33 protein-coding genes are annotated in these 18,022 nt (G+C 65.3%); all 33 read left to right on the forward strand.

Annotated features, from left to right (window positions below; all coding sequences use genetic code 11):
* On the forward strand, positions 1-1,146 hold a 1,146-nt coding region (gene tuf / locus M0P34_RS05050; RefSeq protein WP_291497028.1), incomplete at its 5' end, for an elongation factor Tu.
* Positions 1,147-1,157: 11 nt separating this feature from the next.
* The gene (rpsJ, locus tag M0P34_RS05055) at positions 1,158-1,475 is read left to right on the forward strand and encodes a 30S ribosomal protein S10 (RefSeq protein ID WP_028587362.1); all 318 of its coding nucleotides are present in this window, start codon (positions 1,158-1,160) and stop codon (positions 1,473-1,475) included.
* Positions 1,476-1,490: 15 nt separating this feature from the next.
* Positions 1,491-2,135, forward strand: a complete 645-nt coding sequence (gene rplC / locus M0P34_RS05060) for a 50S ribosomal protein L3 (RefSeq protein ID WP_291497098.1) — start codon at positions 1,491-1,493, stop codon at positions 2,133-2,135.
* A gap of 4 nt (positions 2,136-2,139) precedes the next feature.
* Positions 2,140-2,760, forward strand: a complete 621-nt coding sequence (rplD, locus tag M0P34_RS05065; protein WP_291497033.1) for a 50S ribosomal protein L4 — start codon at positions 2,140-2,142, stop codon at positions 2,758-2,760.
* Positions 2,760-3,050 carry a 50S ribosomal protein L23 gene (gene rplW, locus M0P34_RS05070; protein WP_291497035.1) on the forward strand — a complete coding sequence of 97 codons (291 nt, stop codon included), beginning with the start codon at positions 2,760-2,762 and terminating at the stop codon, positions 3,048-3,050. The genes rplD and rplW overlap by 1 nt, the downstream gene beginning before the upstream one ends.
* 2 nt (positions 3,051-3,052) lie before the next feature.
* Positions 3,053-3,883: a 50S ribosomal protein L2 gene (rplB, locus tag M0P34_RS05075; RefSeq protein WP_291497038.1), complete on the forward strand. Its 831-nt coding sequence runs from the start codon at positions 3,053-3,055 to the stop codon at positions 3,881-3,883.
* A 9-nt stretch (positions 3,884-3,892) separates the two neighbouring features.
* The gene (gene rpsS, locus M0P34_RS05080; protein WP_291497044.1) at positions 3,893-4,174 is read left to right on the forward strand and encodes a 30S ribosomal protein S19; all 282 of its coding nucleotides are present in this window, start codon (positions 3,893-3,895) and stop codon (positions 4,172-4,174) included.
* A 16-nt stretch (positions 4,175-4,190) separates the two neighbouring features.
* Positions 4,191-4,523, forward strand: a complete 333-nt coding sequence (gene rplV, locus M0P34_RS05085) for a 50S ribosomal protein L22 (RefSeq protein WP_291497046.1) — start codon at positions 4,191-4,193, stop codon at positions 4,521-4,523.
* A 9-nt stretch (positions 4,524-4,532) separates the two neighbouring features.
* Positions 4,533-5,174, forward strand: coding sequence for a 30S ribosomal protein S3 (gene rpsC, locus M0P34_RS05090; RefSeq protein ID WP_291497048.1), 642 nt, complete (start codon positions 4,533-4,535; stop codon positions 5,172-5,174).
* Entirely contained in the window at positions 5,175-5,588 is a 414-nt protein-coding gene (gene rplP / locus M0P34_RS05095) for a 50S ribosomal protein L16 (protein WP_291497050.1), read from the forward strand.
* Between the two features lies 1 nt (position 5,589).
* Positions 5,590-5,784, forward strand: coding sequence for a 50S ribosomal protein L29 (gene rpmC / locus M0P34_RS05100; RefSeq protein ID WP_291497052.1), 195 nt, complete (start codon positions 5,590-5,592; stop codon positions 5,782-5,784).
* A 3-nt stretch (positions 5,785-5,787) separates the two neighbouring features.
* Complete coding sequence (rpsQ, locus tag M0P34_RS05105; RefSeq protein WP_291497054.1) at positions 5,788-6,054, forward strand: 30S ribosomal protein S17; 267 nt, start codon at positions 5,788-5,790, stop codon at positions 6,052-6,054.
* 9 nt (positions 6,055-6,063) lie between these two features.
* Positions 6,064-6,432, forward strand: a complete 369-nt coding sequence (rplN, locus tag M0P34_RS05110) for a 50S ribosomal protein L14 (RefSeq protein ID WP_291497056.1) — start codon at positions 6,064-6,066, stop codon at positions 6,430-6,432.
* Positions 6,433-6,441: 9 nt separating this feature from the next.
* Positions 6,442-6,765 carry a 50S ribosomal protein L24 gene (rplX, locus tag M0P34_RS05115; RefSeq protein WP_291497058.1) on the forward strand — a complete coding sequence of 108 codons (324 nt, stop codon included), beginning with the start codon at positions 6,442-6,444 and terminating at the stop codon, positions 6,763-6,765.
* Between the two features lie 10 nt (positions 6,766-6,775).
* Positions 6,776-7,315 (forward strand): 50S ribosomal protein L5, encoded by a 540-nt coding sequence (gene rplE / locus M0P34_RS05120; RefSeq protein WP_291497060.1) that lies wholly within the window; start codon positions 6,776-6,778, stop codon positions 7,313-7,315.
* Between the two features lie 13 nt (positions 7,316-7,328).
* A complete protein-coding gene (locus M0P34_RS05125) occupies positions 7,329-7,514 on the forward strand; it encodes a type Z 30S ribosomal protein S14 (RefSeq protein ID WP_291497062.1) in 186 nt (61 codons plus the stop codon).
* A gap of 17 nt (positions 7,515-7,531) precedes the next feature.
* Positions 7,532-7,915, forward strand: coding sequence for a 30S ribosomal protein S8 (rpsH, locus tag M0P34_RS05130; protein WP_291497064.1), 384 nt, complete (start codon positions 7,532-7,534; stop codon positions 7,913-7,915).
* 12 nt (positions 7,916-7,927) lie between these two features.
* The gene (gene rplF / locus M0P34_RS05135) at positions 7,928-8,467 is read left to right on the forward strand and encodes a 50S ribosomal protein L6 (RefSeq protein WP_291497066.1); all 540 of its coding nucleotides are present in this window, start codon (positions 7,928-7,930) and stop codon (positions 8,465-8,467) included.
* 9 nt (positions 8,468-8,476) lie between these two features.
* Positions 8,477-8,836 carry a 50S ribosomal protein L18 gene (gene rplR, locus M0P34_RS05140; RefSeq protein WP_291497068.1) on the forward strand — a complete coding sequence of 120 codons (360 nt, stop codon included), beginning with the start codon at positions 8,477-8,479 and terminating at the stop codon, positions 8,834-8,836.
* A 16-nt stretch (positions 8,837-8,852) separates the two neighbouring features.
* Complete coding sequence (gene rpsE / locus M0P34_RS05145; RefSeq protein WP_291497070.1) at positions 8,853-9,392, forward strand: 30S ribosomal protein S5; 540 nt, start codon at positions 8,853-8,855, stop codon at positions 9,390-9,392.
* Positions 9,393-9,407: 15 nt separating this feature from the next.
* Positions 9,408-9,584: a 50S ribosomal protein L30 gene (gene rpmD / locus M0P34_RS05150; RefSeq protein ID WP_291497072.1), complete on the forward strand. Its 177-nt coding sequence runs from the start codon at positions 9,408-9,410 to the stop codon at positions 9,582-9,584.
* Positions 9,584-10,033, forward strand: a complete 450-nt coding sequence (gene rplO, locus M0P34_RS05155) for a 50S ribosomal protein L15 (protein ID WP_291497074.1) — start codon at positions 9,584-9,586, stop codon at positions 10,031-10,033. The genes rpmD and rplO overlap by 1 nt, the downstream gene beginning before the upstream one ends.
* 5 nt (positions 10,034-10,038) lie before the next feature.
* On the forward strand, positions 10,039-11,355 hold the full coding sequence (gene secY / locus M0P34_RS05160; RefSeq protein WP_291497076.1) for a preprotein translocase subunit SecY: 1,317 nt from the start codon (positions 10,039-10,041) through the stop codon (positions 11,353-11,355).
* Positions 11,356-11,358: 3 nt separating this feature from the next.
* On the forward strand, positions 11,359-12,126 hold the full coding sequence (gene map, locus M0P34_RS05165; protein ID WP_291497078.1) for a type I methionyl aminopeptidase: 768 nt from the start codon (positions 11,359-11,361) through the stop codon (positions 12,124-12,126).
* An 80-nt stretch (positions 12,127-12,206) separates the two neighbouring features.
* Complete coding sequence (rpmJ, locus tag M0P34_RS05170) at positions 12,207-12,320, forward strand: 50S ribosomal protein L36 (protein ID WP_291497080.1); 114 nt, start codon at positions 12,207-12,209, stop codon at positions 12,318-12,320.
* 19 nt (positions 12,321-12,339) lie between these two features.
* Positions 12,340-12,711 carry a 30S ribosomal protein S13 gene (rpsM, locus tag M0P34_RS05175; RefSeq protein WP_291497082.1) on the forward strand — a complete coding sequence of 124 codons (372 nt, stop codon included), beginning with the start codon at positions 12,340-12,342 and terminating at the stop codon, positions 12,709-12,711.
* A gap of 40 nt (positions 12,712-12,751) precedes the next feature.
* Positions 12,752-13,141, forward strand: a complete 390-nt coding sequence (gene rpsK, locus M0P34_RS05180; protein WP_291497084.1) for a 30S ribosomal protein S11 — start codon at positions 12,752-12,754, stop codon at positions 13,139-13,141.
* Between the two features lie 27 nt (positions 13,142-13,168).
* Complete coding sequence (gene rpsD, locus M0P34_RS05185; RefSeq protein WP_291497086.1) at positions 13,169-13,795, forward strand: 30S ribosomal protein S4; 627 nt, start codon at positions 13,169-13,171, stop codon at positions 13,793-13,795.
* A gap of 13 nt (positions 13,796-13,808) precedes the next feature.
* Positions 13,809-14,852, forward strand: coding sequence for a DNA-directed RNA polymerase subunit alpha (locus M0P34_RS05190; RefSeq protein WP_291497088.1), 1,044 nt, complete (start codon positions 13,809-13,811; stop codon positions 14,850-14,852).
* The gene (gene rplQ, locus M0P34_RS05195; protein ID WP_291497090.1) at positions 14,842-15,318 is read left to right on the forward strand and encodes a 50S ribosomal protein L17; all 477 of its coding nucleotides are present in this window, start codon (positions 14,842-14,844) and stop codon (positions 15,316-15,318) included. Before M0P34_RS05190 ends, rplQ begins: the two co-directional genes overlap by 11 nt.
* A 150-nt stretch (positions 15,319-15,468) precedes the next feature.
* Positions 15,469-16,371, forward strand: coding sequence for a selenium metabolism-associated LysR family transcriptional regulator (locus M0P34_RS05200; protein WP_291497091.1), 903 nt, complete (start codon positions 15,469-15,471; stop codon positions 16,369-16,371).
* 46 nt (positions 16,372-16,417) lie between these two features.
* Positions 16,418-17,467 carry a selenide, water dikinase SelD gene (selD, locus tag M0P34_RS05205; RefSeq protein ID WP_291497093.1) on the forward strand — a complete coding sequence of 350 codons (1,050 nt, stop codon included), beginning with the start codon at positions 16,418-16,420 and terminating at the stop codon, positions 17,465-17,467.
* A 31-nt stretch (positions 17,468-17,498) separates the two neighbouring features.
* Positions 17,499-18,022: 2Fe-2S iron-sulfur cluster-binding protein (locus tag M0P34_RS05210; protein ID WP_291497095.1), on the forward strand; the 524-nt coding region annotated here is incomplete at its 3' end.

The following is an 18,022-nucleotide window of genomic DNA, read 5'->3' on the forward strand; positions in this document are numbered from 1 at the left end:
ACCATTGGTCACATCGACCACGGCAAGACCACCCTGACCGCCGCGATCACCAAGATCGCCGCCCTGCGTGGCGGCGGCGCCTTTGTGGCCTTCGACGAGATCGACAAGGCCCCCGAGGAGAAGGAACGCGGCATCACCATCGCCACCGCGCATGTGGAATACGAGACTGACAGCCGTCACTACGCGCACGTGGACTGCCCCGGTCACGCCGACTATATCAAGAACATGATCACCGGCGCGGCCCAGATGGACGGCGCCATCCTGGTGGTCGCGGCCACCGACGGCCCCATGCCGCAGACCCGTGAGCACATCCTGCTCGCGCGTCAGGTGGGCGTGCCGTCCATGGTCGTCTTCCTGAACAAGTGCGACATGGTGGACGACGCCGAGCTGCTGGAGCTGGTGGAGCTCGAGGTTCGCGAGCTGCTGTCCAAGTACGAGTTCCCCGGCGACGACATCCCGGTGATCCTCGGCTCCGCGCTCAAGGCCCTGGAGGCCGACAGCGCCGACGACGAGGCGGCCAAGCCGATCCTGAACCTTCTGGACGCTTGCGACTCGTACATTCCCGAGCCGCAGCGCGACATCGACAAGCCGTTCCTGATGCCCATCGAGGACGTGTTCTCGATTTCTGGGCGCGGCACGGTGGTGACGGGTCGCGTCGAGCGCGGCATCCTGAAGGTCGGCGACGAAGTGGCGATCATCGGCATCCGCCCGACGGTGAAGACGACCTGCACGGGCGTCGAGATGTTCCGCAAGCTTCTGGACCAGGGCCAGGCCGGCGACAACATCGGCGCGCTGCTTCGCGGCGTGAAGCGTGACGAGGTCGAGCGCGGGCAGGTTCTGGCCGCTCCGGGCTCCATCACCCCGCACACGAAGTTCAAGGCCGAGGTGTACGTCCTGTCCAAGGATGAGGGCGGCCGCCACACCCCGTTCTTCAGCGGGTACCGTCCGCAGTTCTACTTCCGGACCACCGACGTGACCGGCGTGGTGACTCTGGAAGAGGGCGTCGAGATGGTCATGCCCGGCGACAACGCGACGTTCAACGTCGAGCTGATCGCTCCCATCGCCATGGAGCTCGGCCTGCGCTTCGCCATCCGTGAGGGTGGCCGCACCGTGGGCGCGGGCGTCGTCTCCGAGATCGTGGAGTAGAGGAGTTAATCATGGTTTCCATGCAGAGCGATCGCATCAGGATCAAGCTGAAAGCGTACGACTATCGCATTCTGGACAAGGCCGTCTCCGAGATCGTGGACACGGCCCGCAACACGGGTGCGAGCATCGCGGGGCCGATCCCCCTGCCGACCAATATCCACAAGTACACCGTGCAGAAGTCGGTGCACGTGGATAAGAAGTCCCGGGAGCAGTTCGAGATGCGCGTGCACAAGCGCCTGCTCGACATCCTGGAGCCCACCCAGCAGACCGTCGATGCCCTGGGCAAGCTTTCGCTGCCCGCGGGCGTGGACGTTGAGATCAAACTCTAGAACGAGGAATGCATGATGGCTGACACGCTTGGCATCATGGGACGCAAGCTGGGCATGACCCGCATCTTCGGTGACGACGGTACCGCCATTCCCTGCACCGTCATTGCCGCCGGTCCGTGCCCCGTCCTTCAGGTGAAGGACGCTGCGACCACGAAAGACAAATATACGGCTCTTCAGATCGGTTTCGAGGAAATCGACGAGAAGAAAGTCAACAAGCCCGAAAAGGGCCACCAGGCCAAGGCCGGGCGCGACTACTACCGCTTCCTCAAGGAGCTGCGCATGGACTCCGTGGAGGGGCACGAGCTCGGCCAGGATCTGACGGTGGAGATGTTCGCCCCCGGTGAGAAGGTCAAGGTGACCGGCACCTCCAAGGGCAAGGGCTTCCAGGGCGTCATGAAGCGCTGGAACTTCCGCGGCGCCCCGGCTTCGCACGGGCACGAGAAGATTCACCGCTCCCCGGGCAGCGTGGGCATGTGCGCCTGGCCGTCCAAGGTCTTCAAGGGCAAGAAGATGGCCGGACAGATGGGCAACCGCAAGGTGACCTGCCTGAACGTCGAGATTCTCGACGTGCGCCCCGAGGACAACCTGCTGATCCTCAAGGGCCAGGTGCCCGGCCCCAAGAACGGACTGGTCCTCGTCCGCAAGCAGAATCGAGGTTAGCACGATGGCAGTCGTGAAAGTGTATGATCAGGCGAAGAAGGAAGTGGGCGAGCTGACGCTGGCCCCGGAGATCTTCGAGGTCGAGGTCAGGCCCGAGATTCTGAACCTGGTGGTGCGTGCCCAGCGGGCCAAGCTGCGCGCGGGCACCCATGCCACCAAGACCAAGGGCCTGGTGTCCGGCGGCGGGGCCAAGCCCTGGCGCCAGAAGGGCACGGGCCGGGCGCGCGCGGGCTCCAACCGCTCGCCCCTGTGGCCCGGCGGCGGCACGATCTTCGGCCCGCAGCCGCGCAGCTACGAGTTCAAGGTCAACAAGAAGGTGCGCAAGCTCGCCCTGAAGATGGCCCTGTCCTCGCGGATGCTGGATTCCAGCCTCACGGTGGTGGACCGGATCAAGCTCGAGGCCGTGAAGACCAAGGACTTCGCCCTGGTGGCCAAGACCCTCGGGCTGACAAAAGCCTTGATTGTTCTGCCCGAAGACGATACCGTCCTCAGTCTTTCTGCGCGGAATATTCCCGGCATCAAGGTGCTGCGCCAGGACATGCTCAACGTGTACGACGTTCTGCGCTACCCCCAGCTGGTGCTGTTCCAGGACGCCGCCAGGGCCGTGGAAGAGAGGTTGAAGTAATGGACTACACGCAGATACTCATCAAGCCGCTGATCTCCGAGAAGGCCACTTCCATGAAGGAAATGGCCAACCAGATCGCCTTCTATGTGCATCCCGATGCCAACAAGATCGAGATTCGCAAGGCGGTGGAGAAGGCTTTCGGCGTCAAGGTCGAGGGCGTCAACGTGGTCAAGCGCCGCGCCCGCGCCCGCACCCGCTTTGGTCGCACGGTCGGCACCATGTCCGGCTGCAAGAAGGCGTACGTCACGCTGGCCGAAGGCGAAAAGATCGAACTGTTCGAAGGAGTCTAGGCATGGCCACGCGTAAACTGAAACCCACCTCGGCTGGCCGTCGCTTCCAGACCATCTCCACCTTCGAGGAGATCACCGCGACCACGCCCGAGAAGTCCCTCACCGTGGGGCTGCGCAAGAAGAGCGGCCGCAACAGCTTCGGGCGCGTGACCGCGCGGCGGCGCGGCGGCGGCCACAAGCGGCTGTACCGGATCATCGATTTCAAGCGCGACAAGGTGGACATCGCGGCCACCGTCGCGACCATTGAATACGACCCCAACCGCAGTGCCCGGATCGCGCTTCTGCACTACGCCGACGGCGAGAAGCGCTACATCCTGGCCCCGCTCGGGATCAGCGTCGGCGACCAGATCCTGGCCGGCGACAAGGCCGACATCAAGCCCGGCAACGCGCTGACCCTGGCGCGCATCCCGGTGGGTACCGTGGTGCACAACATCGAGCTGCACCCCGGCCGCGGAGGGCAGTTCTGCCGCGCCGCCGGAACCTACGCCCAGCTGGTGGCCAAGGAGGGCAAGTACGCCCTGCTGCGCATGCCCTCGGGCGAGGTGCGCAACGTGCTGGCCACCTGCATCGCCACGGTGGGCCAGGTCGGCAACATCCAGCACGAGAACATCAGCATCGGCAAGGCTGGTCGCGCCCGCTGGATGGGCAAGCGCCCCGAGGTCCGCGGCGTCGCCATGAACCCGGTGGACCACCCCCTGGGCGGCGGCGAGGGCCGCAGCTCCGGCGGCCGTCACCCCGTGTCCCCCTGGGGTATGCCCACCAAGGGTTACAAGACCCGCAACAAGAAGAAAGCGTCGTCCCGGCTCATCATCAAGCGACGCGGTCAGAAGTAGGAGTAGCCAATGCCCAGGTCGCTTAAAAAAGGTCCGTTCGTCGACGGGCACCTCGTCCGCAAGGTGGACAAGGCCACCGAGAGCGGGGACCGTCGCGTCATCAAGACGTGGTCGCGCCGCTCCACGATCATCCCCGAGATGGTGGGCATGACCTTCGCCGTGCACAACGGGCGGAAGTTCATCCCGGTGTTCGTGACCGAGAACATGGTGGGGCATAAGCTGGGCGAGTTCGCGCCCACGCGCACCTACTTCGGCCACGCCGCCGACAAGAAGAGCAAGGCCAAACGCTAAAGGATAGGTGCCCGTCATGGAAACGAGAGCAATCGCCAAATACGTCCGCCTGTCGCCGCAAAAGGCGCGCCTGGTGGCCCGCAACATCAAGGGCCTGCCGGTCGAGGACGCCATGAATATCTTGCGCTTCACGCCCAAGAAGGCCGCGCAGATGATCGGCAAGGTGCTGCATTCCGCGGTGGCCAACGCCGAGCAGCTGCCCGGGGTGGACGTGGACAGCCTGGTGGTCAAGCAGGTGGTGGTGGACGAGGGGCCGACCATGAAGCGCATCATGCCCCGCGCCATGGGCCGCGCCAATCGCATCCTCAAACGCACCGCCCACATCACCGTGGTTGTGGAAGAGTCCTAGGAGGCAACCGTGGGACAGAAAGTACATCCGTACGGATTTCGGCTGGGGTACAACAAGAACTGGACCTCCCGCTGGTTTGCCGGCAAGGATTACGCCGCCAACGTCTTCGCCGATCACCAGATCCGCAAGTACGTCAAGGAGAAGCTCTTCCAGGCCGGGATCTCCCGCCTGGAGATCGAGCGCGCCGGCGGCAAGATCCGCTTGATCATCCACACCGCGCGTCCGGGCATCGTCATCGGCCGCAAGGGTGCGGAGATCGAGAAGATCCGCGCCGACCTGCGCCAGAAGTTCGGCCAGGAGTTCTCCATCGAGGTGAACGAGGTGCGCCGCCCCGAGACCGACGCCCAGCTGGTGGCGGAGAACATCGCCCAGCAGCTTGAGCGCCGCGTGGCCTTCCGCCGCGCCATGAAGCGCACGGTGGGCATGGCCCGCAAGTTCGGCGCCGAGGGCATCAAGGTCTTCTGCGCCGGCCGCCTGGCCGGGGCCGAGATCGCCCGCTCCGAGTGGTATCGCGACGGCCGCGTGCCGCTGCACACCCTGCGCGCCGACCTGGACTACGGTCTGGCCACCGCGCGCACGACCTACGGCGTCATCGGCGTCAAGGTCTGGATTTTCAAGGGTGAGATCTTAGACCAAGAGGTGGAGAAGTAAATGCTGACCCCCAGAAGAACCAAATTCCGCAAGCGCATGAAAGGGCGCCTGCGCGGGATGGCCACCCGTGGCAACACCGTTGCCTTCGGTGATATCGGCATCAAGACCCTGGAGCACGGGAAGCTGACCAGCCAGGAGATCGAGGCCGCCCGTATCGCGATGATGCGCCACATCAAGCGCGGCGGCCAGGTCTGGATTCGCATCTTCCCTGACCAGGTCTACACCTCCAAGCCCGCCGAAGTCCGTCAGGGCAAGGGCAAGGGCGCTCCCGCGGGCTACTATGCCCCGGTCAAGCCCGGCCATGTGCTGTACGAGATCAAGGGCGTGAGCATGGAGCTCGCCCGCGAGGCGCTGACCCGCGCCGCGCACAAGCTGTCGGTGAAGACCGCCATCGTCATGAGGGAGGGCCTGTAGGATGAAAGCCAAGGACATGCGTGAGCTTTCCGTCGAGCAGTTGAACGAGAAGCTCAGCGCCTATCGTCAGGAGCTGTTCAACCTCCGCTTTCAGCACGCGACGGCCCAGCTGGAGAACACCCAGCGGATTCCCGCAGTGAAAAAGAACATCGCCCGGATCCTGACCGTTCTCCGGACGAAGGAAGTTGGAGCGTAAGCCATGGAACAACAGGCACAGAGCGCGAACAAGCGGGTGCTGACCGGCATCGTCGTCAGCGACAAGGGCGACAAGACCATCGTCGTGCGCGTCGAGACCCTGATCAAGCACCCCCTGCTCAAGAAGTACATCCGCCGTCGCGGCAAGTTCATGGCCCACGATCCCGAGAACGCGTGCGGCGTGGGCGACAAGGTGCAGATCATCGAGCACCGCCCCCTGAGCAGCCGCAAGCGGTGGCACCTGAAGACCATTCTGGAAAAAGCCGTCTAGGAGTGACCAATGATCCAGGTTGAATCCAATCTCGACGTCGCCGACAACTCCGGCGCCAAACGGGTGGCCTGCATCAAGGTGCTGGGCGGCAGCCGCCGGCGCTATGCGACTGTGGGCGATATCATCGTGGTTTCCGTCAAGGAGGCCATGCCCCACGCCAAGGTGAAGAAGGGCGATGTGATGAAGGCCGTCGTCGTCCGGACCACCAAGGAAGTTGGCCGCCCCGACGGGACCTACATCAAGTTCGACAACAATTCCGCAGTGCTGCTCAACAAGCAGATGGAGCCCGTGGGAACTCGCATTTTCGGCCCCGTGGCCCGCGAGCTTCGCGCGAAGAACTTCATGAAGATCGTTTCCCTGGCGCCGGAAGTGCTGTAGGAGCAGATCATGCAGAAGTACAAGATTCGTAAAGATGACAAAGTGATGGTCATCTCCGGCAAGGACAAGGGGAAGGTCGGCAAGGTGCTCAAGATCCTGCGCAAGAAGGATCGGGTCCTGGTCGAAAAGGTGAACATGGTCAAGCGCCACACCAAGGCCAACCCCTACGCCCAGCAACCCGGTGGCATTGTGGAAAAGGAAGCCCCGATCCACATCTCCAACGTCGCGCTGATGTGTGACGCGTGCACCAAGCCCACCCGGGTGGGGTTCAAGGAAACGACCGACGGCAAGAAGGTCCGTTTCTGCAAGAAATGCAACGAAACGATCGACTAGGGTGACGAGTATGGCACGTCTTGAGAAGATATACCAAGAGAAGGTCGTCCCCGCCCTGCAGAAGGAGTTCGGGTACAAGAGCCCGATGCAGCTTCCGAAAGTCAAGAGCGTCAGCCTGAACATGGGGCTGGGCGAGGCGGGCAACAACAACAAGCTGCTTGAAGACGCCGTGGCGGAAATGACCGCCATCGCCGGACAGCGCGCCGTGACCACGCGCGCCAAGAAGTCCATCGCGAACTTCAAGCTGCGCGAGGGGATGCCCATCGGCTGCCGCGTGACCCTGCGCGGTGAGCGGATGTGGGATTTCCTCGACAAGCTGATGAACTTCGCCCTGCCCCGCGTGCGCGACTTCCGCGGCGTTCCCGATCGCGGCTTCGACGGGCGTGGCAACTTCACCATGGGCATCAAGGAGCACACGATCTTCCCCGAGCTGAACATCGACCGCGTCGATCAGGTCAAGGGTATGAACGTGACCATCGTCACTACGGCCCCGACCGACAAGGAAGGGAAGGTGCTGCTCGATCTCCTGGGCATGCCTTTCAAGAAGTAAGGAGGAGTCCGCCTTGTCCCGCAAAGCACTTTTGAACAAGTCCCAGGGCAAACCCAAGTTTTCGAGCCGCGCGTATAACCGGTGTCCGATTTGCGGACGCCCCCGCGCGTTCCTGCGTCGGTTCGGCATCTGCCGCATCTGCTTCCGCAACAAGGCGCTGGCTGGCGAACTGCCGGGTGTCCGTAAATCGAGCTGGTAATCTCCAAGGAGTCCATCATGGCAGTGGTTGATCCCATTGCGGATATGCTGACGCGCATTCGCAACGCCCACCAGGCCCTGCACGGCGAGGTGGCCATCCCCCGCTCCAAAGTGAAGTCCGCCATCGCGGGCATCCTCAAGGAGGAGGGGTATATCGCCGATTTCAACGAGGATGAGCGCGCCCTGAAGATCGCGCTCAAGTACGAGGGCGGGCGCCCGCTGATCAGCGGCATGAAGAAGATCAGCAAGCCCGGCCGGCGGGTGTATGTCGCCGCGTCGCAGATCCCCCGCGTGCAGAACGGTCTGGGCATCTGTGTCCTGTCCACCTCCCAGGGCGTCCTGGACGGCGAGCGGGCCAAGGCGCAGAACGTGGGCGGCGAACTGCTGTTTGAAGTCTGGTAACGAGGAAGAGTCATGTCCAGAATCGGAAAGCAGCCCATCGCCATCCCTTCCGGGGTGGAAGTGACGATCGGCAAAGATATGATCAATGTCAAAGGCCCCAAGGGCGCCCTGGCCACCCCGGCCCACGAGAAGGTTCTCGTGGCCAAGGACGGCGACCACCTGGTGCTCACCCGCGCCGACGACAGCCGCACCGCCCGGGCCCAGCACGGGTTGCGCCGCACGCTGTTGTCCAACTGCGTGCTGGGCGTGACCAAGGGCTTCGAGAAGGTTCTCGAAGTGGTCGGCGTCGGCTACAAGGTCCAGGTGCAGGGCAAGAACGTGGTGCTCACCGTGGGCTTCTCGCATCCGGTGGAGTTCCCGCTGCCCTCGGGCGTGGAGGCCAAAGCCGAAGGCAACAAGCTCACCCTGACCGGCATCGACAAGCAGGCTGTGGGCGAGGTGGCCGCGCAGATCCGTCGCGTGCGTCCGCCGGAGCCTTTCAAGGGCAAGGGCATCAAGTACGCGGATGAGACCATCCGTCGCAAGGCCGGCAAATCCGGCGCCAAGAAGTAGGGTAAGGCCATGAAGCTTTCTAAGAACGAAGCGCGTCTGCGCAGGAAGATCCGCATCCGCAAGAAGGTGAGCGGGACTGCCGAGCGCCCCCGGCTGTGCGTGTACCGTTCCAATGCGCACATCTATGCGCAGCTCGTCGACGACCTGACGGGCTCCACCATCGCCTCCGCCTCGTCCCTGGCCTTCGTCAAGAGCGGCCAGGAGACCAAGCCCAACAAGGTTGGCGCCGAGGCCGTGGGCCGCGAGATCGCGAAGCTGGCTAAGGAAAAGAACGTCGAGACCGTGGTGTTCGACCGCAACGGCTACCTGTATCATGGCCGTATCAAGGCCTTGGCCGACGGCGCCCGCGAGGGCGGTCTGAAATTCTAAGCTGCGGAAGGGACAAATGGCTATTGAACGCGAACGTAAGGGTCCCCGGAAGGAGGCTCGCAAGGAGCCCCAGGAAGACCTCGGCATCATCGAGAAGATCGTCTACCTGAACCGCGTGGCCAAGGTCGTCAAGGGCGGCCGGCGCTTCAGCTTCAGCGCCCTGGTGGTTGTGGGCGACGGCAAGGGTTCGGTGGGCTACGGCCTGGGCAAGGCCGTCGAGGTCCCCGAGGCCATCCGCAAGGCCAGCGAGCAGGCCAAGAAGACCATGAAGAAGGTCGCCCTGCTCGACGGCACCCTGCCGTATGAGACCCTTGGCCGCTTTGGCGCCGCGCGCGTCATGCTCAAGCCCGCTTCCAAGGGTACCGGAATCATCGCCGGCGGCCCGGTGCGTGCCGTCATGGAGGCCGCGGGTGTCCACGACATCCTGACCAAGGCCATCGGCACCAACAACCCGCACAACGTCCTCAAGGCGACCATGGAAGGGCTGACCTCCCTGCGTAGCGCCGACCAGGTCTCCAGGCTGCGCGGGAAGAAAGTCGAAACGCCCAGGAAGTAGCGGGGGAGACGCGACATGGACACCATCAAGGTCACACTGGTGAAGAGCCTGATCGGCTGTTCCCCCAAGCAGCGCGCCACCGTGCACGCTCTGGGCCTGCGCAAGATCCGCCAGGTGAAGGAACTGCCCAAGAACGATGCCGTGCTCGGCATGGTCGAGAGAATCAACCATCTCGTCGAGGTTGTGGAATAATGAGACTGCACGAACTGTATCCGTATCCGGAAGAGCGCCGGGACCGCAAGCGCGTCGGCCGCGGCCACGCCTCCGGCCAGGGCGGCACCTCCGGCAAGGGCCACAAGGGCCAGAACGCCCGCTCCGGCGGCGGCACCCCCGCCCACTTCGAGGGCGGCCAGATGCCCCTGGCCCGGCGTCTGCCCAAGCGCGGCTTCAAGAACAGCCTGTTCCGCGTGGTCTACCAGCCCCTGGCCGTGGGCCGCATTGCCGCCGCCTTCGCCGGGCAGGCCGAGATCTCCCTGGAGGACATCTACGCCAAGGGTCTGGTGCGTCGCGGCGCGCTGGTCAAGGTCCTGGCCGACGGGGAACTCGCGGCGGCCATCACCGTGGAGGCGCACCGCTTCAGCAAGTCCGCGGCAGAGAAGATCGCTGCCGCCGGCGGAACCGCTAAGGCACTGGAAGGGTAATTGACGTGGCATTATCCGGGGTTGAGAATCTCGCCAGGCTGCCTGAACTGAAGAAAAGGCTCCTGTGGACGCTCGGTCTGCTGGCGTTCTACCGCGTCGGCATCCATGTCCCCACCCCTGGGGTGGACACCGCCGCGCTGCAGGACTTCTTCGCCCAGGTTTCCAATACGCTGTTCGGCATATTCAACATGTTCTCGGGCGGAGGGTTGGAGAACTTCTCCATCTTCGCCCTGGGCATCATGCCGTACATCTCGGCGTCCATCATCATCCAGCTGTTGACGGTGGTCAGCCCCGAGCTCAAGCGCCTGTCCAAGGAGGAGGGCGCTGCGGGCCGCAAGAAGATCACGCAGTACACCCGCTACGGCACCGTGCTGATCACCGTGGTCCAGGGCCTGTTCATCGCCATCGGCCTGGAGAACATGCAAAGCCCCACGGGCGCGCCCGTGGTGCTGGACGCCGGCTGGGGCTTCCGGCTGACGACCATCATCACGCTCACTGCGGGCACGGTGCTGATCATGTGGCTGGGCGAGCAGATGACCGAGCGCGGCATCGGCAACGGCATCTCGCTGATCATCTTCGGCGGCATCGTCGCCGGGCTGCCCGCAGGCATCGGCAACACCTTCCAGCTCATGGGCGCGGGCGAGATCAGCCTGTTCGTCCTGCTGCTGGTGGTCGCGTTCATGGTTGCGGTTCTGGGCGGCATCGTGTACATGGAGCGCGCGCAGCGCAGGATCCCCATCCAGTACGCCAAGCGTATGGTCGGGCGGCGCATGTATGGCGGGCAGACCACGCACCTGCCCTTGCGGGTGAACACCGCCGGTGTGATCCCGCCCATCTTCGCGTCGTCGATCCTGATGTTCCCGGCGACTTTGGCCCAGTTCTCCCAGGTGGACTGGCTCCAGGAGGCCGCCGCGTGGTTCGACCCCGCGGGGCTGATCTACAACGTGTGTTTCGTCGGGATGATCGTGTTCTTCTGCTTCTTCTACACGGCGATCATTTTCGATCCGAAAGACATCGCCGAGAACATCAAGAAGCAGGGCGGTTTCATCCCGGGCATCCGCCCGGGCGCCAAGACCCACGAGTACATCGACCGGGTCCTGGTCCGCATCACCCTGTGGGGCGCGCTGTACATTTCCGCCGTCTGCGTGCTGCCCATGGTGCTCATCAGCAAGATCGGCGTGCCGTTCTACTTCGGCGGCACCTCGCTGCTGATCGTTGTCGGCGTGTCCATGGACTTCATGTCCCAGATCGAGTCCTATCTCATCAGCCGCCAGTATGAGGGGCTCATGGGCAAGCAGGGCAGAATCAAGGGGCGGCGTTAGGCTTTGAAAAAGTTTCGGGGCATCTACATCAAGAACAGCGCGGAAATCGCGCTGATGCGTGAGGCCAGCCGCATCGTGTCGGTGATCCTCGACGCCCTGGGCGAAGCCGTGGAGCCTGGTGTTCCCACCATGCACTTCGAGGACATCGCCCAGGACATGTGCCGGCGGTTCGGGGTGCAGCCCGCCTTTCAGGGCTACGGCGGTTTCCCTTTCGCGCTGTGCTGCTCTGTGAACGAGGAGATCGTCCACGGGTTCCCGTCGCGCGAGCGCATCCTGCGCGAGGGCGATGTGGTGAGCTTCGACATGGGCGTGATCTACGAGCGCTTCTACGGCGACTCGGCCCGGACCTACCCGGTGGGAACGGTGAGCGAGCAGGCCCGCACGTTGCTGGACGTGACCCGCGAGTCCCTGAACCGGGGCATCGCCCAGGCGATGCCCGGCAACAACCTGTACGATGTGTCCCGGGCCGTGCAGGACTATGTCGAGGGGCTGGGGTTCAGCGTGGTGCGCCGGTTCGTGGGCCACGGCATCGGCAGCAAGCTGCACGAGAAGCCCGAGGTCCCGAACTTCGTGCCCTCGGGCACGGTCGGCCCGGTGCTCAAGCCGGGCATGGTGTTGGCCATCGAGCCCATGGTCTGCGTCGGGAGCTACGAAGTGGAGATACTCGAAGACAAGTGGACAGCCGTGACAAAAGATCGTAAATTGTCCGCCCATTTCGAGCATACGGTGGCGGTGACCCACGACGGGCCCGTCGTCCTGAGTGTGAGCTGAGCGCCGCGGGCGTCTGCCTGGGCAACGAATTCAAGACCGGAGCGCTTCCGCCCGGTTGCAATGCAAGTGGAGAACAGGTCATGAAAGTCAGACCCTCTGTCAAGAGAATGTGCCCTAAGTGCAAGGTGATCCGCCGCAAGGGCGTTCTGCGCGTGATTTGCGAAAACCCCCGGCACAAGCAGCGCCAGGGCTAAGGAATAAGGGGAAATCGACGTGGCACGTATTGCTGGTATCGAACTGCCCAGGAACAAGCGTCTGGACATCGCCCTGACGTACATCTACGGCATCGGGCACACCACCGCGCTGCAGATCCTGGACACGGTCGGCGTGGACTGGAACCAGAACACCGACGACCTTTCGGCTGAGGCCGCCAACGAGATCCGCAAGGAGATCGAGGACAACCACAAGGTCGAAGGCGACCTGCGCCGCGAGGTCCAGGCCAACATCAAGCGGCTGATGGATATCGGCTGCTACCGCGGCCTGCGGCACCGTCGCGGCCTGCCGGTCCACGGCCAGCGCACCCACACCAACGCCCGCACCCGCAAGGGTCCGCGCCGTTCGGTGGTGGGCAAGAAGAAAAAGTAGCTGCGGCAGACACATTTCAATAGTACGGAGATGAAGGACAATGGCTAGACCCCGCCGTACCGGCAAGAAGAAGGAAAAGAAGAACGTTCCGGTGGGCATCGCCCACGTTCGTGCTTCCTTCAACAACACGATCATCACCTTCACCGACCTGAAGGGCAACGTGGTCTCCTGGGCCACCGCTGGCGGCATGGGCTTCAAGGGCTCGCGCAAGAGCACTCCCTTCGCCGCCCAGGTCGCCGCGGAGACCGCGGCCAAGAAGGCCATGGAAAACGGCATGCGCACCGTGGGCGTGCTCGTGAAGGGCCCTGGCGCCGGGCGCGAGGCCGCCATGCGCGCCATCAACAACGCTGGCATGAAGGTGTCCTTCATGCGCGACGTGACGCCCATCCCGCACAACGGCTGCCGTCCGCCCAAGCGGCGCCGGGTCTAACCGCCCGAATTTTCGGAGGAATCTGTTTTGGCTAGATATACCGAAGCGAAATGCCGCATCTGCCGCCGCGAAGGGCAGAAGCTGTTTTTGAAGGGTGACCGCTGCTTCACGGACAAGTGCTCCTACGAGCGCCGTCCCTATGTGCCCGGCCAGCACGGCCGCGGCCGCAAGAAGATCAGCGACTACGCGATCCAGCTGCGCGAGAAGCAGAAGGTTCGCCGCATGTACGGCGTTCTGGAGAAGCAGTTCCGCAGCTACTTCGAGCAGGCCGACATGCAAAAGGGCGTCACCGGCACCAACCTGCTGGCCCTGCTCGAAATGCGCCTGGACAACGTGATCTACCGCATGGGCTTCGCCAACTCGCGCGACCAGGCCCGCCAGCTGGTGCGCCACGGCGTGTTCCAGCTCAACGGGCAGCGCGTCAACATCCCCTCCATGCAGGTGCGCCAGTCCGACGTGGTCACCGTGCGCGAAGAGAGCCGCAAGATCCCCGTGATCCAAGAGGCTCAGGAAGTGATCGCCCGGCGCGGCTGCCCCGATTGGCTCGAAGTTGACGGTCCGAACCTCAAGGGCACCATCAAGGCCCGTCCGGTGCGCGAGGACATCCAGTTCCCCATCAACGAGCAGCTGATCGTCGAGTTGTACTCCAAATAGCTAGGGAGCCAAGATGATCATCCAAGACGGCGACAAACTGATCAACACGCGAAACTGGTCCGAACTGGTGAAGCCGGAGCAGATCGTTCGCGACTCCAAGAGCACGGGGACCTACGCCAGGTTCACCTGCGAGCCCCTGGAGCGCGGCTTCGGCACCACCATCGGCAACGCGTTGCGGCGCGTGCTGCTGTCCTCCCTGCAGGGGGCGGCGGCGGTTTCCGCCCGGATCGAGGGCGTCCAGCATGAGTTCACCACCATCCCCGGCGTGCTCGAGGATGTGACGGACGTCGTCCTCAACCTCAAGATGGTGCGTTTCGCCATGTCCTCCGAGGAGCCCCAGCGCCTGGTGCTGGAGGCCAACAAGCAGGGCAGGGTGACCGCCTCCGCCATCCGCGAGAACCAGCGTGTGACCGTGCTGAACAAGGATCAGCACATCGCGACCCTGACCGAGGACGTGAAGCTGCGCATCGACCTGGAGATCCGCATGGGCAAAGGCTATGTGCCCGCCGACATGCACGAGGAGGTCTCCGACGAGATCGGCCTCATCCGGCTGGACGCCAGCTATTCGCCCGTGAAGAAGGTCGCCTATACGGTGGAGCAGGCCCGCGTGGGCCAGATGACCAACTACGACAAGCTCATCCTCGAAGTGTGGACCGACGGTTCCGTTTCGCCCGAGGATGCCGTGGCCTACAGCGCCAAGATCCTCAAGGACCAGCTCACGGTGTTCATCAACTTCGATGAGCAGACCTCCGACGAGGACCGCTCGCAGCCCGGCGGGTGCGACAGCGTCAATCCGAACCTGTTCAAGGGCATCGACGAGCTGGAGCTCTCCGTGCGCGCCACCAACTGCCTGAAGAGTGCCAATATCCGCACCGTCGGCGAACTGGTGCAGCGCTCCGAGGGCGAGATGCTCAAGACCAAGAACTTCGGGCGCAAGTCCCTCGACGAGATCAAGCGCATCCTGGCCGACATGGGCCTGGAATTCGGCATGACCGTTGACGGCTTCCAGGAACACTACGAGGACTGGCTGAAGAGGAAGGAAAGCGATGAGGCATAGAAAAAGCGGAAGAAAGTTCAACCGCAGCAGCTCCCATCGGAAGGCCATGTTCCGTAATATGGCCAAGTCGCTGATCGTGTATGGTCGCATCCGCACCACCGAGAAGCGGGCCAAGGAACTGCGCGGCGTGGTGGAGCGCCTGGTGCGTTTCGCCCTGCAAAACGATGTCCCGGCGCGCCGCGAGGCCTACAAGGTCCTGGGCAACCATTCGCTGGTCAAGAAGCTCTTCGACGAAATCGGCCCGCTGTTCGCCGGTGTTCCCGGCGGCTACACCCGCGTGCTGAAGCTTGGCCTGCCGCGTACGGGCGACAGTGCGCCCATGGCCGTGATCGAGTTCTCGCGCTCGGCCGAGCAGGCCGACGCCCCGGCGCCTGCCGCCAAGGCCGAGGCCAAGCCCGCCAAGGCTGAGCCCAAGGCCGAACCCAAGGCCGAACCCAAGGCCGAGGCTGAAAAGCCCGCCGAATAGGCTATAGCCTTTTTCGATGGAAAACGATAAAAAGACAGGCCGCAAGGCCTGTCTTTTTTCATGTCCGGCGGCGGCGCCCCGCATTGTGCGGGCGTGCCGCCGCCGCACCCCGGCCCCCGGGCGCCCGGCGGGCAAACAGGATGGGAACGGATGGACATACGCCGCCTGGAAGCCTTCGCCAAGGTCTATGAGATGCGCAGCTTCTCCAAGGCCGGGCAGGAGTTGTACCTTTCACAGCCGACCATCTCGGCCCACGTTTCGGCCCTGGAGGCCGAGCTGGAAGTGCGCCTGTTCGACCGCCTGGGCCGCAGCATCCTGCCCACCCAGGCCGCCGAGGTGCTCTATCGTCACGCCCAGGACATCTTCGCCCGCGTGGCCTCGGCCCGGGCCGAGATCCAGCTCCTCCAGGAGCGCGTGGCGGGCGACCTGGCCGTGGGCGGCAGCACAATCCCGGCCCATTATGTGCTGCCCACGCTCCTGGCGCGTTTTGTGCGCCAACACCCCGAGGTGCGCGTGGAGCTGCGGGGGGGCGATTCGCAAAGCGTCGTGCGCCGCCTGCTGGAAGGGGAGGAGCTGGTGGCCCTGGTCGGCGCGGCGGGGGATCATCCGGACCTCGTGTTCGAGCCCATCCTTCGGGACGAGCTGGTGGTCCTGGGCCCGGTGGAGGGCCCGGCCGCGCCGGGCCCCGAATGCTCGCCGCAGGAACTGGCGGCCCTGCCCTGGGTGGTGCGCGAGCCCGGCTCGGGCACGCGCCGGGCCTTCGAGCAGAGCCTGGCCCGGGCCGGGCAGGATCCGCGCGGGCTCAAGACGGCCCTGACCGTGGAGAGCACCCAGGCCGCCCTGGCCTGCGTCCGCGCAGGGCTGGGGCTGACGGCCACCTCGCGCCTGGCGGCCCGGCCCCTGCTGGAGGCCGGGCAGGTGCGCGAGGTGCGCGTGCCCGGGCTGGACATGCAGCGCAATTTCTACCTTGTGTACCATGCCCGGCGCCACCAGTTTCCGGTCATGCGCTATTTCATCGAATTTTTGCGCAGGGAATGCAGCCTGAGCCGCTAGGCCCGGCGCCCCCGCGCCCACCACGGACAGTCAAAGGAGCCCGGCCATGAGCGACACGCCCCGGCTGATGGACACCGTCAAAGCGGCCGGTTGAGCCGCCAAGATCGCTCCCGGGGATCTGGAGCGAGTTCTTTCGGCGCTGCCGGTGCGCCCCGACCCCCGGCTCCTGGCCGGGCAGGCCGTGGGCGAGGACGCCGCAGTGGTCCGCTTTCCCGATGGTCGCGCCCTGGTGCAGACCGTGGACTTCTTCACGCCCGTCGTCAACGATCCCTACCGCTTCGGGCAGATCGCGGCGGCCAACGCGCTGTCGGACGTGTACGCCATGGGCGGCGAGCCGCTGGCGGCCATGAACATCGTGTGCTTCCCGGCCAGGACCATGCCCCTGGAGATCCTCCAGGACATCCTGCGCGGGGGCCGCGACAAGGTTCTGGAGGCCGGGGCCGTTCCGGCGGGCGGGCACAGCGTGGAGGCGGCGGAGATCAAATACGGCCTGGCCGTGTCGGGAACCGTCGACCCGGCCCGCGTGGCCACCAACGCGGGCCTGCGCCCCGGCGACCACCTGGTGCTGACCAAGGCCCTGGGCACGGGGGTGCTGGCCACCGCCGTCAAGGGCCGCTGGGAGGGCGCCGACGAGCTGGAGCGCCTGGTCTGGGAGACCGCCGGGCGGCTGAACGCGGTGGGCGGCGCGGTGATCCGCGAGCTGGGGCTGCTCGGCGCGACGGACGTGACCGGCTTCGGCCTGGGCGGGCACCTGCTGGAGATGTGCCGCGCCTCGGAGCTGGACGTGGAGCTGGACGTGGCGGCGGTGCCCCTGCTGCCCCAGGCCCTGGAGCTGGCGGGCATGGGCCTTGTTCCCGCCGGAAGCCACGCCAACCGCCATTTCTGCGCCTCGCGCGTACGGATCGGCCCGGACGTCCCCGCGCTGCTGACGGATCTGGTTTTCGACGCCCAGACCTCGGGCGGGCTGGTGCTGGCCGTGCCGCCCGCGCTGCTGGACCGCGCCCGGGCCATGCTCCTGGCCGGGGGCGACCTGGCCGCCGTGGTCGGCCGCGTGCGCCCCGCCGCCGGGGCCAGGGGCGTACTGCATCTGCTCTGACCTCCCGCCCGGCCCGGGCCGCAAGGATGCCATGACCATCGCCATCACCGACGCCTGCGGGCGCACCCTGACCCTGCCCGCCGACCCCGCCCTGACCCTGGCCCAGGCCGCCTACCTGAGCGGGCATTGGCCCGCCCCCGCGCTGTGCTCGGGCCTGGGGCGCTGCGGGCGTTGCCGGGTGCGTTTCCTGGCGGCGGCGCCGCCGCCCGCGCCCGGCGAGGACGAGGTGCTGGCGCCGGAGGAGCTGGCCGGGGGCTGGCGCCTGGGCTGCCGCCACGCGGCCCTGCCCGGCGTGGCGGTGCTGCTGCCCGCGCGGCCTGCGGCCCCGGCCCCCCGGCCGCCGCGCACGGGAGCGGCCCTGGCCCTGGCCGTGGACCTGGGCACCACGTCCATTCACTGGCAGGCCCTGGGGCCCGACGGGGCGCTCGTGGCCGAGGGCGCCCTGCTGAACCCGCAGATGGGCGCGGGCAGTGAGGTCATGTCGCGGCTGGCCCTGGCCCGGGGCGGGGCGGCGGCGCGCCTGCGGACCCTGGTGCTGGACGCCCTGGCCGGGGT

This window comes from Desulfocurvus sp., from assembly GCF_023230885.1.
Classification (GTDB): Bacteria; Desulfobacterota; Desulfovibrionia; order Desulfovibrionales; family Desulfovibrionaceae; genus Desulfocurvus.

Bases quoted from the DNA above. Each gene is read 5' to 3' on its own strand.
- rplP (WP_291497050.1), top strand. From the start codon at position 5,175: ATGCTGACCCCCAGAAGAACCAAATTCCGCAAGCGCATGAAAGGGCGC.
- M0P34_RS05200 (WP_291497091.1), top strand. From the start codon at position 15,469: ATGGACATACGCCGCCTGGAAGCCTTCGCCAAGGTCTATGAGATGCGC.
- rpsS (WP_291497044.1), top strand. From the start codon at position 3,893: ATGCCCAGGTCGCTTAAAAAAGGTCCGTTCGTCGACGGGCACCTCGTC.
- rpsK (WP_291497084.1), top strand. From the start codon at position 12,752: ATGGCTAGACCCCGCCGTACCGGCAAGAAGAAGGAAAAGAAGAACGTT.
- rplF (WP_291497066.1), top strand. From the start codon at position 7,928: ATGTCCAGAATCGGAAAGCAGCCCATCGCCATCCCTTCCGGGGTGGAA.
- rplB (WP_291497038.1), top strand. From the start codon at position 3,053: ATGGCCACGCGTAAACTGAAACCCACCTCGGCTGGCCGTCGCTTCCAG.
- rpmJ (WP_291497080.1), top strand. From the start codon at position 12,207: ATGAAAGTCAGACCCTCTGTCAAGAGAATGTGCCCTAAGTGCAAGGTG.
- rplE (WP_291497060.1), top strand. From the start codon at position 6,776: ATGGCACGTCTTGAGAAGATATACCAAGAGAAGGTCGTCCCCGCCCTG.
- rplR (WP_291497068.1), top strand. From the start codon at position 8,477: ATGAAGCTTTCTAAGAACGAAGCGCGTCTGCGCAGGAAGATCCGCATC.
- rplD (WP_291497033.1), top strand. From the start codon at position 2,140: ATGGCAGTCGTGAAAGTGTATGATCAGGCGAAGAAGGAAGTGGGCGAG.
- rpsJ (WP_028587362.1), top strand. From the start codon at position 1,158: ATGGTTTCCATGCAGAGCGATCGCATCAGGATCAAGCTGAAAGCGTAC.
- rplW (WP_291497035.1), top strand. From the start codon at position 2,760: ATGGACTACACGCAGATACTCATCAAGCCGCTGATCTCCGAGAAGGCC.
- rplN (WP_291497056.1), top strand. From the start codon at position 6,064: ATGATCCAGGTTGAATCCAATCTCGACGTCGCCGACAACTCCGGCGCC.
- rpmC (WP_291497052.1), top strand. From the start codon at position 5,590: ATGAAAGCCAAGGACATGCGTGAGCTTTCCGTCGAGCAGTTGAACGAG.
- rplX (WP_291497058.1), top strand. From the start codon at position 6,442: ATGCAGAAGTACAAGATTCGTAAAGATGACAAAGTGATGGTCATCTCC.
- rpmD (WP_291497072.1), top strand. From the start codon at position 9,408: ATGGACACCATCAAGGTCACACTGGTGAAGAGCCTGATCGGCTGTTCC.
- rplO (WP_291497074.1), top strand. From the start codon at position 9,584: ATGAGACTGCACGAACTGTATCCGTATCCGGAAGAGCGCCGGGACCGC.
- M0P34_RS05190 (WP_291497088.1), top strand. From the start codon at position 13,809: ATGATCATCCAAGACGGCGACAAACTGATCAACACGCGAAACTGGTCC.
- rpsH (WP_291497064.1), top strand. From the start codon at position 7,532: ATGGCAGTGGTTGATCCCATTGCGGATATGCTGACGCGCATTCGCAAC.
- rplV (WP_291497046.1), top strand. From the start codon at position 4,191: ATGGAAACGAGAGCAATCGCCAAATACGTCCGCCTGTCGCCGCAAAAG.
- rplC (WP_291497098.1), top strand. From the start codon at position 1,491: ATGGCTGACACGCTTGGCATCATGGGACGCAAGCTGGGCATGACCCGC.
- rpsQ (WP_291497054.1), top strand. From the start codon at position 5,788: ATGGAACAACAGGCACAGAGCGCGAACAAGCGGGTGCTGACCGGCATC.
- rpsE (WP_291497070.1), top strand. From the start codon at position 8,853: ATGGCTATTGAACGCGAACGTAAGGGTCCCCGGAAGGAGGCTCGCAAG.
- rplQ (WP_291497090.1), top strand. From the start codon at position 14,842: ATGAGGCATAGAAAAAGCGGAAGAAAGTTCAACCGCAGCAGCTCCCAT.